This window comes from Streptomyces sp. NPDC051909, assembly GCF_040681095.1.
Taxonomy (GTDB): domain Bacteria; phylum Actinomycetota; class Actinomycetes; order Streptomycetales; family Streptomycetaceae; genus Streptomyces.
Genome location: NZ_JBFAYA010000028.1, coordinates 11,517 through 25,318 on the forward strand (window position 1 = coordinate 11,517; position 13,802 = coordinate 25,318).

The following is a 13,802-nucleotide window of genomic DNA, read 5'->3' on the forward strand; positions in this document are numbered from 1 at the left end:
AAAGTTAATACGTGGGCCATATTCGGCCGCCGAACCGGACCGGCGGCCTCCGTGCCGCCGGTCCGGGCCGATGGAGCTCGGGCAGGCCCTAGCCGATCGTCGCGAGGATCCGGTGCAGGCTCTCCGGGCCGAGCAGGCGGCCCGCGGTGAGGTCGAGCCCGAAGTCCGAGCGCAGTTCGGTGCGCAGCCGGGTCGCCATCAGCGAGTCCAGGCCCATCTCGCGCAGCGGCCGGCGGTGGTCGAGCCGGTCCTCGGGGATCTCCAGGAGGTCGGCGACCCGCCGCACCAGGGCCTCGGCCGCGGTGACCGCGCCGTTCGGGTGCGTCCGGGCGGTCGGCTCCGTGGCCTGCTCCGGGGTGCGCTGGGCCGGGATGCGCACCAGGGGGGCCCGGGACTGCGGGGCCTGGGCCCGCGTCTCGTACGCCTCCCGGGGCCGCGGCAGCAGGCGGGCGCCGAGCGCCGCGAGGGGGCCGGGCCGGTGGGAGGGCAGGGCCCGCAGTTCGATGGCGAGGAACTCGGCGAGCACGCATCCGTCGGGGTCCAGGAGCAGCACGTCGCCGCGGGCCCGGTCCTTGCCCTGTGCCGGGCGGACCCGGCACAGGGCCCAGAACTCCTCGCCCGGGTCGGCGTGCACCCGTACGGTGCCGAAGCCCGTCGGTACGTACGCGGTGCCGGGCCGGTAGGCGGCGAGCAGGGTGAGCAGGCCCGACTCCCAGGAGGCGGCGTCGGGGCCCGCCGCGGCTCCGGGCGTACGGCGCAGGCGGGCGACCGCCTGGCCGCCCCGGCGCCAGACGTGCCGGACGGCGCGCAGGTCCTCGTCGATGCCGAAGCCCAGGTCCTCCGCCACGGCGAGGAAGTCCTCGGCGCGGCGGTAGCCGAGCCGGCGGGCGAGCGTGCGGTCGAGCAGGGCGCGCCGGTCGTGCGGCTGGGCCGGGGTGGCGTCCGCCGGCCGCAGGGTGGCCTCGGCGCACAGCTCCGGCGGGGCGTCCGGGGTGCGCCGGGCTTCGGCGCGCACCCGGCGCAGGCCGGCCGGGCCGGGGCCGTCGACGGTCACGCGCAGGACGGCCGTGGGCAGTTCGTCGTGGGTGAGGAGGTGCTCGCCGAGGCGGACACCGGTCAGTGCCGGCCCCTCGCTCCCGCAGCCGGTGGCAGCGCGGGCGGTGTCGAGCATCGCCGCCAGGTAGACCGAGGGCAGGACCGGTCTGAGGCCGCGCACGCTCACGCCGGTGTCCCAGCCGGTGATGCCCCAGTCGGCGAGGGCGTCCTCGCGGACGTACGGCCCCGCCGGACGGGCGGGACCGGCCGGGGCGGTGCCGGCCGGTGCGGCGGGGTGCCGGAGCGCGTCGCAGTCCCAGGCGTACGTCGGCAGGTCCTCCGGCATCGCGGGCGCGGCCCCGTACCAGCGGGTCCAGTCCACCCGGGCGCCGTGGGCGAAGGCCCGGCCCACGGTCTCCAGGAGGGCGACGGGCTCGTCGCAGTCGCGCCGCAGGGTGGCGAGCGCCACGCAGTCCGCGCTCGCCGCGCTCGCCGCGTCCTCCGTGCCCTCCGTGCAGAGGGACCGGCGCGTCTCGTCGACGGCCGCGGTCAGCACCGGGTGCGGGCCGACCTCCAGGAAGAGGGTCTCCTCCGCGCACAGGAGCCGTACCGCCTCGGTGAAGCGGACCGGCTTGCGCAGGTTGTCCTGCCAGTACCGGGGGAGGAGTTCGTCCCCGCGCACCGGCGCGGCGAGGACGCTGGACACGAGGCCGGCGGTGGCCGGCCGCGGGTCCAGGTCGGCGAGCGCGGCGACCAGTTCGTCGCTGATCAGATCCATGTCGGGGGAGTGCGAGGCGACTTCGACCCGGACCGTACGGCAGAGCACGTCGCGCCCCTCCAGGGCCGCGGTGACGGCGGCCAGGGCCTCGTGCGGTCCGGCGAGGACGGTCGCCGAGGGGGAGTTCTCGGCGGCGACGCACACTCCGGCGAACTCGGGCCGCTCGGCGAGGACTTCGCGTGCCGCGTCGGCGCCGAGCTCGACGGCGAGCATGGCGCCGAGGCCGGCCAGGCGGCGCATCAGCCGGCTGCGGCGGCAGATCACCGCGCAGCCGTCGCGCAGGCTCAGCGCTCCGGCCACGCAGGAGGCGGCGATCTCGCCCATGCTGTGGCCCAGGCAGACGTCCGGGTCGAGGCCCGCCTCGCGCAGTGCGGCGGCGAGGCCGACCCCGACGGCCCAGAGCGCGGGCTGGACCAGGTCGATGTCGGTGGGCAGCTCGGTCGCCGTGGTGAGCAGCTCCAGGAGCGACCAGCCGAGTTCGGCCCGGATCGCGGTGTCGCACTCGGTCAGCGCGGCCCGGAAGGCCGGTGACGCGTCGAGGAGTCCGCGTCCCATGCCGAGCCACTGCGAGCCCTGGCCGGGGAAGACGAAGGCGGTGCGCCGGGGTGCGCCGAAGCCGGCGTCGGCGATGCCGCCGCCGGTCGTCGACCCGGCGGAGGCCAGGGCGCGCAGCCGGGCGGCGACGGCGGCGTGGGTGTCGCCGCGGACCCAGAGCCGGTACGGGTGGGCGTCCCGGCGCAGGGCCGCGGCGGCGCACAGCTCGCGCAGCGGGTGCCGGCCGCCGGGTCCGTCCAGGTAGGCGGCCCAGGACCGGGCGAGGCGGGCCAGCGAGCGCTCGGAGCGAGCGCTGAGGACCAGCAGCTGCTCCGTACCGTCGGCCGCCGCGCCGACGGGGCTCGTCCCGGCCGCGCCCGTACCGGCGGCCTCCGTACCGTTGCCCTCCGTACCGTTGGTCGGCGTCCCGGCAGCCCCCGCCGCGGTCGGGACGGCGGTCGTCGGGCGCGTGGCGGCCGGGACGGGACGGTAGGAGCCGACCACGACGTGCGCGTTGGTGCCGGAGATGCCGAAGGAGCTGACGCCGATCCTGGCGGTCCGGTCGGCGTTCGGCAGTGCGGTGTTGCGGGTGACCACGCGGACGTGGAGTCCTTCGTCGGCGATCACCGGGTTCTCCGTGGAGCAGTGCAGCGAGGCGGGGATGACGCCGTGCCGGGCGATCAGGACGGCCTTGATCAGTCCGGCGATCCCGGCGGCCGACTCGGTGTGCCCGATGTTGGTCTTCACCGAGCCGGTGGGCAGCGGCCGTTCGGCCGGGCGCCGGGTCGCCTCGGCGAGGGCGCGCAGTTCGACGGCGTCGCCGACGGCGGTGCCGGTGCCGTGGGACTCGACGTAGTCCAGCTGGTCGGGGGTGATGCCGGCGGCGCGGCACGCCGCCCGGAGCATCGCGACCTGTCCGCTGACCGCGGGCTGCAGCAGCAGTCCGCTGCCGCGGCCGTCGTTGGTGACGGCGCTGCCGAGGAGGGTGGCCAGGACGGGGTCGCCGTCGCGTTCGGCGTCGGCGAGGCGCTTGAGGACGACCACTCCGACGCCGTCGCTGCGGACGAAGCCGTCGGCGTCGGCGGCGCCGAAGCGGCAGCGGCCCTCGGGGGAGAGCATCGCGCCCTGGGAGTAGGCGATGGCGTCGTGGCTGGAGAGCACGAGGTTGACGCCCGCGGCGAGGGCGAGGTCGCACTCGCCGGTGAGCAGGCTCTGCCGGGCGTTGTGGACCGCGACCAGGGAGGAGGAGCAGGCGGTGTCCAGGACGACGCTGGGGCCGAGCAGGTCGAGGGCGAAGGAGAGCCGGCCGGCCGTCACGGCGCGCAGCCGGCTGCCGGCCATGTCGCGGATGTTGGGGCCGCCGGGACCGGCGGAGACCTCCGCGTATTCGGCGGTGGCCTGCCCGACGAAGACGCCGGCGGGGGTGCCGGCCAGCGTGGAGGGGCGGATGCCGGCGTGTTCGAGGGCTTCCCACGCGGTCTGGAGGAGCAGCCGCTGCTGCGGGTCGACGGCCTTGGCCTCGGCGGGGGAGATGCCGAAGAAGGCGTGGTCGAAGGCGAACGGGTCGGCGATGAAGCCGCCGTGGCGCGAGGCCGTCTTGCCGAGGGTGCCGGACTGCGGCGCGTAGTCGGCGGTGATGTCGAAGCGCTCGGCGGGCACCGGGGTGACCGAGTCCGTGTGGGCCAGCAGATTGGCCCAGAACCGGGCGGGCCCGTCCGCACCCGGGAACCGGCACCCGAGGCCGATGACGGCGATGGGGGTGAGGGCGGGGGTGGGGGTGGGGGTGGAGGCGAGGTTTGCTAAGAGCGCCATGGGAATGAGTGCCAACCTTCTCGTGATACGACCGATGATGGGTTCGTCAGCAGTGCAGTTGGACTAGCGGGATACAAACTTACACTCCGACTCAACTTTGACCCAGTGTTCTTCGGCTGCATTTCCGGCATTCTCAGCATTCGAGATGATTTCGTTCGTATGCCGAGAGTGGCTCGGGAGGGGCCGGCGCTGTCAGGCCGTGCAGCAACAGGCTGAGGGACAGCTGCAGTTCGGCGTGGAGCCGGCGGCGCCGGCCGTCGGGGACCGGATGCGCCCAGCGGTGCAGGGCTCCGAAGTACAGGTCGCGCAGGGCCTCGCCGAGCTGCTCGGAGCTGGCGGCGCTGCGGATCTCGCCCCGGGCCCGGCCCTCCTCGATGATCAGCGCGAAGACCGACCCCAGGCGGGAGCGCCCGTCGAACAGGTGCCCCGACTGGATCCAGGCCGTCACCATCGCGGCGCTCAGCTCCGGCTCCTCCTCGTTGAGGTCGCCGAGGGTGGACATGCAGGCGCGCAGCGCCTCCACGGCGTCCGTCGCGCTCTCCAGGTGTGGCGTCAGACGGCAGGTCAGCTTGTGCATCCGCTCCTGGGACCAGGCGCTGATCAGGCAGTCCTTGCGCGGGAAGTAGTTGAAGAAGGTGCCGCGCCCGATGCCCGCGTGCTCCGCGATCTGTGCGACGGAGGTGTCCGCGTACCCCTGCCGGCTGAAGAGGGACAGGGCCGCGACGTAGACGCGCTCCTGGTTGCGCTCTCTGACCCGCCGCCGGCGCGGGGGAGTGGGTGCTCCGTCGTCCGAGGGCTGGCGCACGGGACCTCCAGGTGCGTCGTCGGGTGGGGATGAAGGATGGATGAAGGTTCAGGGATATCCTCCCATGTAAACATGGACTCTGGCCGAGAAATGGACTTGAGTGTATGTTTATATCCGGGCCTCGTAGGACAGGCCCCGGCGGAAGCCACTGCCACGGGCTCGGGAGTGGGTGGTGCCCACGTCCCACCGGCTACGAACGGGGGAGCAATGACTTGGATGGCACCTCAGAGACCGCGTACCGAAGGGGCCGTCGGGGCCCAGCCGGTCTCCGTCCTGGTGGTCGAGGGGGACACCGCCGCCGCCGAGGCGCGGGTGCGCGACCTGCAGCGGCAGGGATACGCCGCGAGCAGCGTCGGCACCGGGGAGCAGGCGCTCGCGGTGCACCAGCGGTCCGACATGGTGCTGCTCGACCTCGACTTACCCGACATCGACGGCCTGGAGGTCTGCCGGCTGATCCGCCGCGCCGGGGACAAGCCGATCATCTCCATCGCCACCCGTGACGCCGAACTGGACCGGGTCCTGGCCCTGAAGGCCGGAGCGGACGACTGCGTGGTCGCCTCGTGCGGGCCGCGCGAGATGCTCGCCCGCGTCGAGGCCGTACTGCGCCGGGCCCATCCCCGGCCGCCGGCCTCGCACACCATCTCCCTCAGCCCGCTGCACATCGACAACATCACCCGCGAAGTGCGCCTCGACGGACGGCCGGTGGAGCTCACCGCCAAGGAGTTCGACCTCCTGCACACCCTCGCCGCGGACCCCAAGACCGTCCTGTCGCGCAAGGAGCTGATGACCCGCGTGTGGGACACCGCGTGGGCGGCTTCCAGCCGCACCATCGACACCCATGTCAGCAATCTGCGGGCGAAACTCGGCGACAAATGGATCATCACCGTCCACGGAGTCGGCTATCGACTGGGGCGCGGATAGCGAAGAAAAGACGCTCCCATGTGCGGCTTCATTCACCGGGGTTGCACGGTATTCACGGCCGATGACGTTCGCTGACACTCCTTGACAAGCTCCGACACAAGAAGCGTTGTCCGGCCAGGAGCGGGCCGTACAGGATGGTCATCGGCGCGGCAGGCGCAGCTCGGAAAGGCGCACCGCGCTTCGACGGGATTTCCACGGATACCGACGGAGGGAAACGCAATGTCGAAGACAGGACGCGAGGAAAACCCCCCGATAAGGCCCCGCATTTCCGATGCGACGCTGCGGGACAGCGCGCACATGGCGGGCGTCGAATTCGGCCCCAAGGACGCCGCGACGATCGCGGACCTGCTGGTGAGGACCGGCGTCGAGCTGGTCGAGGTCGGCATGGTGGCCGGGCCCGGTTCGAAGGACGCCGACCTCGTCCTCGCCACCCACGAGACCGTCGGCCCCGAGCGCAGCATGACGCTCGTGGTCGTACGCGACCGCCACCAGGTCGCCAAGGCCCTCGACGAGGCCGAGCGGCTCGGCGTGAAGCACATCATGTACTCCATCCCCACCTCCGAGCAGCACGCCCGGCTCAAGCTCGGCTCGCCCAGCGCGAAGTTCCTCAACACCCTTGCGAAGTCCGCGATCTCGCAGGCCAAGGACCGCGGCTTCCACGTCACCTTCAGCGGCGAGGACGGTGCCCGCACCCCCGCGGAGCGGCTCGTCCCGTACGTCACCGCGGGCTTCGAGGCCGGGGCGGACCGCTTCCGGCTCGCCGAGACCGTCGCGTACCTCTCGCCGTGGCAGATGGAGGACGTGATCGCGGACCTCACCGCGATCGACGGCTCCGAGATCGAGATCCACTCGCACAACATGCTGGGGATGGCGGTCGCCAACTCCCTCGCCGCCGTCCGCGCCGGCGCCCAGTGGATCTCGGCGACCGTCGGCGGCATCGGGGAGCGCGGCGGCAACGCCCCGCTCGCCGAACTGCTGACCTCGCTGCGCGTGATCCACGGCGACACCCGGTTCGACCTGAGCCACCTCACCGAGCTGTCCCGGATCGCCCTCGAGGGCGCCGGCCTCGGCGAGGCGTTCCAGTCCGGCCCGACCACGCCGCACGCCTTCGCGTACGAGCTCCCGGGCCAGCTCACCCACCCCGAGGCGTACGAGACGCTGCCGGCCGAGCTCGTGGGCAACTCCCGCGAGGTGCGCGTCCGCACCCGGCTCACCCCCGCCCTCGTGAAGTGGGCGCTCGCCGAGTCCGGCGTCTTCGTCGACGCCGAGATCTTCACCCCCTGGCTGATCGAGCGTCAGGAGCGCGAGGGCGGACCGGTCATGGACCGGGACGCGATCCGCAAGGCCGCCGTCGACTTCCAGGCCGCCTGACCCCCTCGTACCGCCCGCACCACCGCCCCCACGCGCACCGCACCCCCCCACACACACACGTACCGCATCACCCATGACGACCCACTGGAGTTCACTCATGTCCACCGCCACCACCGTGACCGGCGTCTGCCCCGAGTGCGAGACCGACCTGACCGTGCCGCCGATGGTCACCGGCGAGACCCTCGCCTGCCCCGAGTGCATGCTCACCCTGCGCGTCGAGGACGTCCGGGACGGCGTGCTCAGCCTCGAGATGGTCGAGGTCACCCTCCGCGACTGGGGCCAGTGAGATGACCAAGAAGGTCGCGGTCGTCGCCGACCGGATCAGCTGGGAGGAACGCAAGCTGATCGAACTCGGCCCCGGCCTCGGACTGCAGGTCGACTGGGTCAACGACGAGTCCCTGTGCCTCGGCGGCGCCGACGCCCCGTCCGTGAACGCGTACGACGCGCTCCTGGTCCGCAGCCGCAGCTACACCCGCGGCGGACTGGTCGCCACCCTCGCCGAGGAGGCCGGGATCCCGGTCCTCAACTCCGCCCGGGCCATCAACGCCTGCGAGAACAAGGCCGTCCTGCGCGCGGTCCTGCGGGCCGCGAGCATCCCGGTCCCGGACTTCCGGCTCGTGCTGTCCCGCAAGGACTTCGAGAAGGCCCTCGACCAACTGGGCGTCCCCGTCGTCCTCAAGCCGATCTTCGGCGGCATGGGCAAGCGGGTCACCCTGATCCGCCACACCGACACCGCCCACTCCGTCTACGACTACGTCGAGGACCTCGGGCACGCCTTCGAACAGGCCTGCCTGGTCGAGCCGTTCCTCGCCGGCGGCAGCTCCGTGCGCTGCCTGGTCGCGGGCAGCGAGATCGTCGCCGCCGCCGAGTTCGCCAGCGCCGGCACCGACTGGCGCAGCAACGCGGCCCTCGGCAACAGCAGCACCGCCATCGCGCACGACCCCGACGTCGTGAAGATCGTGGACGCCGTGGTCGCCGAACTCGGCCCGGGCATCTACGGCATCGACCTGTTCCGCACCGAGGACGGCCTCGTCGTCAACGAGGTCAACCACGCCCCCGCCTTCCGGGGCGTGGCCTCCACCACCGCGGCGGACATCCCCTCCGCCATCGTCTCGTACGTGCAGGAGCTACTCGCATGATCCGGGCAGGAGTCGTCGGAGCCTCCGGGCTCGCCGGCGGCGATCTGATCAGACTGATCACCCAGCACCCCGACATGGAACTGACCTTCCTCGGCGGTTCCTCCAACATCGGCCGGCGCCCGGCCGAACTGCACGCCAACCTGCGCATCGACCTCGGGCTGACCGTGCAACCCGTCACCGAGGAGGTCGCCGACCAGGTCGACGTCCTCTTCATGGCCACCCCGGCCCCCGTCTCGAACCGCCTGGCCGAGCAGCTCGTCGACAAGGTCCCGGCGCTCGTCGACCTCAGCGGCGCCTTCCGCATCGCCACCCCCGAGCGCCACGACCGCTGGTACCCCAAGGTCGACCGGCGCGCCGACCTCGCCGACCGCTTCGTGTACGGCGTGCCCGAGCTCGTCCGGGACCAGCTCAAGGACGCCTCGCTGATCTCCATGCCGGGCTGCTACGCCACCGCGCTCACCCTGAGCCTGGCGCCGCTCACCCTCGGCCTCGGGCTCGGCCTGAAGACCGTCGTGGTCGACGGCAAGAGCGGCTCCAGCGGCGGCGGCCTCCAGCTGCGCACCTCGGACCTGCACCCCTTCCGCAGCGGCGCCATCGCCCCGTACGCCCCCACCGGGCACCGGCACGCCGCCGAGGTCGGCGACTTCCTGGAGCGGGCCAAGAAGGGCTCCATCGACTCGCTGACGATGTCCGCCTACGGCGTCTCGCACGTGCGCGGGCTGCTCACCAGCTCGTACGTGTTCACCGACGAGCAGATCGACCAGCGCGAGCTCCAGCGGGCGTACACCCGCTTCTACAAGGGCGAGCGTTTCGTCCGGGTGCGCCGCAACGACGAGACGCTGATCCCGGTGCCCGACCCGCAGGCCGTCCTGGGCTCCAACTTCTGCGACGTGACCGTCCTGAAGGACGAGGAGGGCGACCGCATCGTCGTCCTCGCCGCCCTCGACAACCTCATCAAGGGCGCGGCCGGCCAGGCCGTCCAGGCCGCGAACATCCGCTTCGGGCTGCCCGAGGAGACGGGGCTGACCATGCAGCCGGTGATGCCCGCATGACCGGCACACCCGGAGAGCGGACGCCGACCGTCGTCAAGCTGGGCGGCAGCTGCCTGGACGACCTCGACGGCAGCTGGTGGGACGACCTGGCCGCGCACGGCCGGGAGCACCCGCTGATCCTCGTACACGGCTGGTCCAAGCCGCTCAAGAAGCTGAACCCGGCCCGCTACACCGACCCGTCGGCGATCCTCCGCGACCGCTACGGCAACCAGAGCCGCTGGACCACGCCCGAGGTCATCGCCGACATCAAGACCGTCAGCGCGGCCATGGCCGAGGACGTCTTCGCCCGGCTCGCCGACCGCGGGATCACCGCGGAGCGGCTGCTCGGCAGCGACGGCCTGGTCCGGGCCGGCGAGGGCGAACGCTGGTGGTGGCGCGACAAGAAGCTGGTCGAACTGGAGAACCTGGTCGGCCCGATCACCGGCGTCGACCCGGCGCCGCTGAAGAACCTCCAGGCCGGTCACGCCTACCTCGTCACGCCGCTCGCGAGCAACGCGGCGGGCCAGGAGGTCAACACCGACGCCGACCGGGCCGCCGCCGCCATCGCCGGCGCCGCCGGCGCCACCGACCTGGTCCTGGTCACCGATGTCGCCCATCTGCTGATCGACGACCGGCCGGTGCGCGAGATCAGCGCCGAGGCGGCGGCCGCGTTCCGCGACAAGGGCGCCACCGGCGGCATGCGCAAGAAGCTACGGGCCGCCGGCGAGGCCCTGGAGCGGGGCGTGGAGCGCGTCGTCATCGGCAGCGCGGCCACCACGGACCTGCTCGCGGCCCGTACCGGCACCGTCATCACGCGAACCTGAGGAGCGAGCACATGGCGAAATCCCGTGTGTTGGTCGTCAACAACGGAACCCTGTCCCTCAAGCAGCTGCGCAAGCGCTTCGAGGACCTGGGCTCGGACACCGAGGCCGTCGACGCGGCCTCCGTGCCCGCGAGCCTCGGCGGCCGCTACCAGGCCATCGTGCTCAGCGGCACCAAGGTGCGGGCCTACGACCAGGACTTCTACAAGCCGCTCGTCGACCTCGTCATGGGCGCCGACGTCCCCGTCTTCGCGATCTGCGGCGGCATGCAGCTGATCGCGGTCTCGGCCGGCGGCCGCCTGGAGGAGGGGTCGTCGCGCGTCGGCGGCTACGAGGTGCAGGTCGACAAGACCGAGCCGCTCTTCGAGTACGTGAAGCCCACCGTGACCGTCTTCCACCGCCACACCCTGTACCTCCAGGAGGCGCCGGAAGGCTTCCGCTCCATCGGCCGCTCCGAGCACGCCCCCGTGGAGTTCATGCGCTCCGAGGACGGCCGGATCTTCGGCGCCCAGGCGCACCTGGAGTTCCGCAGCGACGGCATGGAGATCCTGCGCGGCTTCGCGCAGCTCTACCGGTGACGGCCTCCGTTCCTCCCCCGAACTCGGCTACGTATCCCTAAGGACTGGCAATGAGTGATCAGGAAAACCCGCAGGAAAACCCGCAGGACCACCGGCAGGACCCCGCCCTCACCGTCCACCTGAACGGCAGCGGCGGCAGCATCAAGGGCTGGGTGGTCGTCGACTCGCTCGTCGACGGTCTGGCCATGGGCGGCACCCGGATGACCACCGGGGTCACCGAGGAGGAGGTCGCCGGCCTCGCCCGCGACATGACCGAGAAGTTCACCCTCGCGGGGCTCCGCATCGGCGGCGCCAAGGCCGGCATCGTCGCCACCGGAGCCAACTCCGAGGGCGCCGGCCGCGAGGAGACCTTCCGCACCTTCGGCCGCACGGTCAAGCCGCTGCTGCACGGCGGCATCCACCTCGGCATCGACATGGGCGTCACCCCGGCCGACCGGGCCGTCTTCTTCGACGAGGCCGGCTACGACCCGCGCTACCGGCTCGGCGCCCCCGACATGCCGATCGACTGGCGTACGTACTACGAGCCGCTGATCGACTGCACCGGCCACGGCGTCGGCGTCGCCGCGCTCACCGCCCTGGAGGCGGGCGGCCGCACCGAGCCCGCCCGGGTCGTCATCCAGGGCTTCGGCGCCGTCGGCCGCGCCGTCGCCCGCTTCCTGGAGGACCGCGGCCACCTCGTCGTCGGCATCGCCGACGTCCAGGGCACGATCAGCGCCGACCGCCTGCCGGTGGCCGACCTGGTCGCCGTCACCGACGAGTTCGGCCGCATCGACCACTCCCGGCTGCCACAGCACGTCACCGTGAACCGCGAGCCCGACGCCTGGCTCGACGTGGACGCCGACCTGCTCGTGCTCGCCGCCCAGAAGTACGCCCTCAACGCCGAGAACGCCCACCGGCTGCGCGCCCGGGTGGTCGTCGAGGGCGCCAACCTCGCCTCCAGCGCGGAGGCGAAGGAGAAGGTCGCCGCCTCCGGCGCCTCCCTGGTCCCCGGCGTCATCGCCAACATCGGCGGCGCCGGCTCCGCGGCCCTGGCCGTCACCCGCAAGGTCCCCTTCGAGCTCTCCCACGAGGCCCGCAAGCAGTGGGTCTTCGACTGGGTCGCCGACCGGGTCCGCCTCAACACCCGCGACCTGCTCGACATCGCCGCCTCGCGCGCGGGCAACCCGCTGCCCGAGCTGCTCGCCGCCCGCCGCCAGGAGCTCTTCGGATGAGTGTCACCCCCTCGGCCGCCGACCGCCTGTCCGAATTCCGCCGCCGCGGCTGGTGGCGCGACGAGACCTTCCTGGACGACCTGCGCCGCCAGGCCCGCGAACGGCCCCGCAAGCTCGCCATCGCCGGCCGCCGCCTCGACGAGGCCCGCACCGACACCCTCGACTACGCCGAACTCTCCCGGCTGACCGACCGGTTCGCCGGGGCCCTGCTCGAACTGGGCGTGCAGCGCGGCGACGTCGTCGCCGTCCAGCTGCCCAACCGATGGGAGATGGTGCCGCTGATGTTCGCCTGCATGGCCGTCGGCGCCGTGATCTGCCCGATCGCGCCCGTCTGCCAGGCGGAGGAGCTGCGCCACCGGCTCGTCCTCACCGAGGCGAAGGTGTGCGTCACCGTGCCGGAGTGGGAGGGCTACCCGCTCGCCGAGACCATCGACGGGCTGCGCGGCGAGCTGCCCCTCGAACACCTGGTGGTCCTCGACGGCCATGTCCCCGACGGCGCCGTCGACTTCCACGACCACTTCGTCTCCACGCACTGGGAAAAGCAGCGCATGGGCGAGCTGGCCGACCGTCAACTGCGCCCGGACGAGCCGTTCGTGGTGCTGTTCACCTCCGGCACCACCGGCTTCTCCAAGGGCGTGGTGCACAGCCAGAACACCGTCCACTCGGGCGTGCGCGGCTACGTGGACAGCTTCATGCTCCGCGACGACCTGGTCGCCGCCGTCACCACCCCGCTGGTGCACTACTCCGGCTTCGGCCAGGGCATCCTCGCCGGCGTCATGCTCGGCGGCACGGTCGCCTTCCAGGACGGACCGGACCACGACGGACTGCTCGACCTGGTCGAGCGGTACCGGGCCACCCTGCTCTACGGGCCGCCGCCCACGCTCATGGGCGTCGCCCGGGTCCAGCAGCGCGACCCGCACGACGTGTCCAGCCTGCGCCACACCATCACGGGCGCGGCGCCGGTGCTCCAGCCCCTGGTGGACGAGCTGCGCGCGACCTTCGGCGCCCGGACGTACTCGGTGTGGGGCATGTCCGAGTTCGGTCCGGTCACCATCACGCGGCTCGACTACAACCAGGACTGGGCGGCGCACAGCCACGGCAGGCCGATCGACTCCATGCAGATACGGATCGACGCCTGCCAGGACCCCACCAAGCGGGCCTCGGTCGGCCGGCTGCGGGTGCGCGGGGCGTCGCAGGCGCTCGGCTACTTCAAGCAGCAGGACGTCTTCGACGACGAACTCACCGACGACGGCTGGTTCGACACCGGTGACGTCGCCCGTGAGGACGGGCGCGGCGGCATACGGGTCCTGGGCCGCGCCAAGGACGCCATCATGCGGGACGGCATCGTCCTGCCGATGGCCGAGCTGGAGGCGGTCATCGCCGGCCACCCCAAGGTGACCGACGCCGCGGTCGTCGGCCCGACCGGACACATCGACGACCCGATCCTCGCCGTCGTCGTCGCGTCCGGCGGCACCCCGCCGACCCTGGACGAGATCCGCGCCCATCTGCGCGAGGCCGGCCAGGACCCCAGGTTCTTCCCCGAGCGCCTGGAGGTCATGGCGGCCCTGCCCAAGACCCTGACGGGCAAGGTCCGCAAGATCGAGCTCAGGAAGCTGTACGCGGACTAGCCGTACGCGGACCAGCCCGTACGCGGACCGAGCTCCCGCTCCCGGGCGCCGCGCCGTTCCCCGCACGTTCGGCGCGGCGCCCCACACCGGCCACCGGGGGGTGCACCTCCCCCGACACCCCCCGGTTCTCCCCTTCCC

Annotated in this window: 11 protein-coding genes; 9 read left to right on the forward strand and 2 right to left on the reverse strand. The window is 72.7% G+C overall.

Annotation, left to right across the window (positions count from 1 at the left end; all coding sequences use genetic code 11):
- Positions 1-88: 88 nt before the first annotated feature.
- Complete coding sequence (locus AB0M18_RS31080) at positions 89-4,159, reverse strand: beta-ketoacyl synthase N-terminal-like domain-containing protein (RefSeq protein WP_365763895.1); 4,071 nt, start codon at positions 4,157-4,159, stop codon at positions 89-91.
- 133 nt (positions 4,160-4,292) lie between these two features.
- Entirely contained in the window at positions 4,293-4,964 is a 672-nt protein-coding gene (locus tag AB0M18_RS31085; RefSeq protein ID WP_365763897.1) for a TetR/AcrR family transcriptional regulator, read from the reverse strand.
- 216 nt (positions 4,965-5,180) lie between these two features.
- Between AB0M18_RS31085 and AB0M18_RS31090 the strand changes: the two genes are divergently transcribed.
- From AB0M18_RS31090 to AB0M18_RS31130, 9 genes are all read left to right on the forward strand, one after another.
- Positions 5,181-5,885, forward strand: coding sequence for a response regulator transcription factor (locus AB0M18_RS31090; RefSeq protein ID WP_365763898.1), 705 nt, complete (start codon positions 5,181-5,183; stop codon positions 5,883-5,885).
- A 219-nt stretch (positions 5,886-6,104) separates the two neighbouring features.
- Positions 6,105-7,256: a LeuA family protein gene (locus AB0M18_RS31095; protein WP_365763900.1), complete on the forward strand. Its 1,152-nt coding sequence runs from the start codon at positions 6,105-6,107 to the stop codon at positions 7,254-7,256.
- A 97-nt stretch (positions 7,257-7,353) separates the two neighbouring features.
- Entirely contained in the window at positions 7,354-7,542 is a 189-nt protein-coding gene (locus tag AB0M18_RS31100) for a lysine biosynthesis protein LysW (protein ID WP_365763902.1), read from the forward strand.
- A 1-nt stretch (position 7,543) separates the two neighbouring features.
- On the forward strand, positions 7,544-8,395 hold the full coding sequence (locus AB0M18_RS31105; protein ID WP_365763904.1) for a RimK family alpha-L-glutamate ligase: 852 nt from the start codon (positions 7,544-7,546) through the stop codon (positions 8,393-8,395).
- Entirely contained in the window at positions 8,392-9,447 is a 1,056-nt protein-coding gene (argC, locus tag AB0M18_RS31110; RefSeq protein ID WP_365763906.1) for an N-acetyl-gamma-glutamyl-phosphate reductase, read from the forward strand. Before AB0M18_RS31105 ends, argC begins: the two co-directional genes overlap by 4 nt.
- Positions 9,444-10,250 carry an acetylglutamate kinase gene (locus AB0M18_RS31115; protein WP_365763908.1) on the forward strand — a complete coding sequence of 269 codons (807 nt, stop codon included), beginning with the start codon at positions 9,444-9,446 and terminating at the stop codon, positions 10,248-10,250. Before argC ends, AB0M18_RS31115 begins: the two co-directional genes overlap by 4 nt.
- Before the next feature lie 11 nt (positions 10,251-10,261).
- Positions 10,262-10,825 (forward strand): gamma-glutamyl-gamma-aminobutyrate hydrolase family protein, encoded by a 564-nt coding sequence (locus AB0M18_RS31120; protein ID WP_365763910.1) that lies wholly within the window; start codon positions 10,262-10,264, stop codon positions 10,823-10,825.
- Between the two features lie 50 nt (positions 10,826-10,875).
- Positions 10,876-12,036 (forward strand): Glu/Leu/Phe/Val dehydrogenase dimerization domain-containing protein, encoded by a 1,161-nt coding sequence (locus AB0M18_RS31125; RefSeq protein WP_365763912.1) that lies wholly within the window; start codon positions 10,876-10,878, stop codon positions 12,034-12,036.
- Entirely contained in the window at positions 12,033-13,664 is a 1,632-nt protein-coding gene (locus AB0M18_RS31130) for an AMP-binding protein (RefSeq protein ID WP_365763913.1), read from the forward strand. Before AB0M18_RS31125 ends, AB0M18_RS31130 begins: the two co-directional genes overlap by 4 nt.
- The last annotated feature ends 138 nt before the right edge of the window (positions 13,665-13,802 follow it).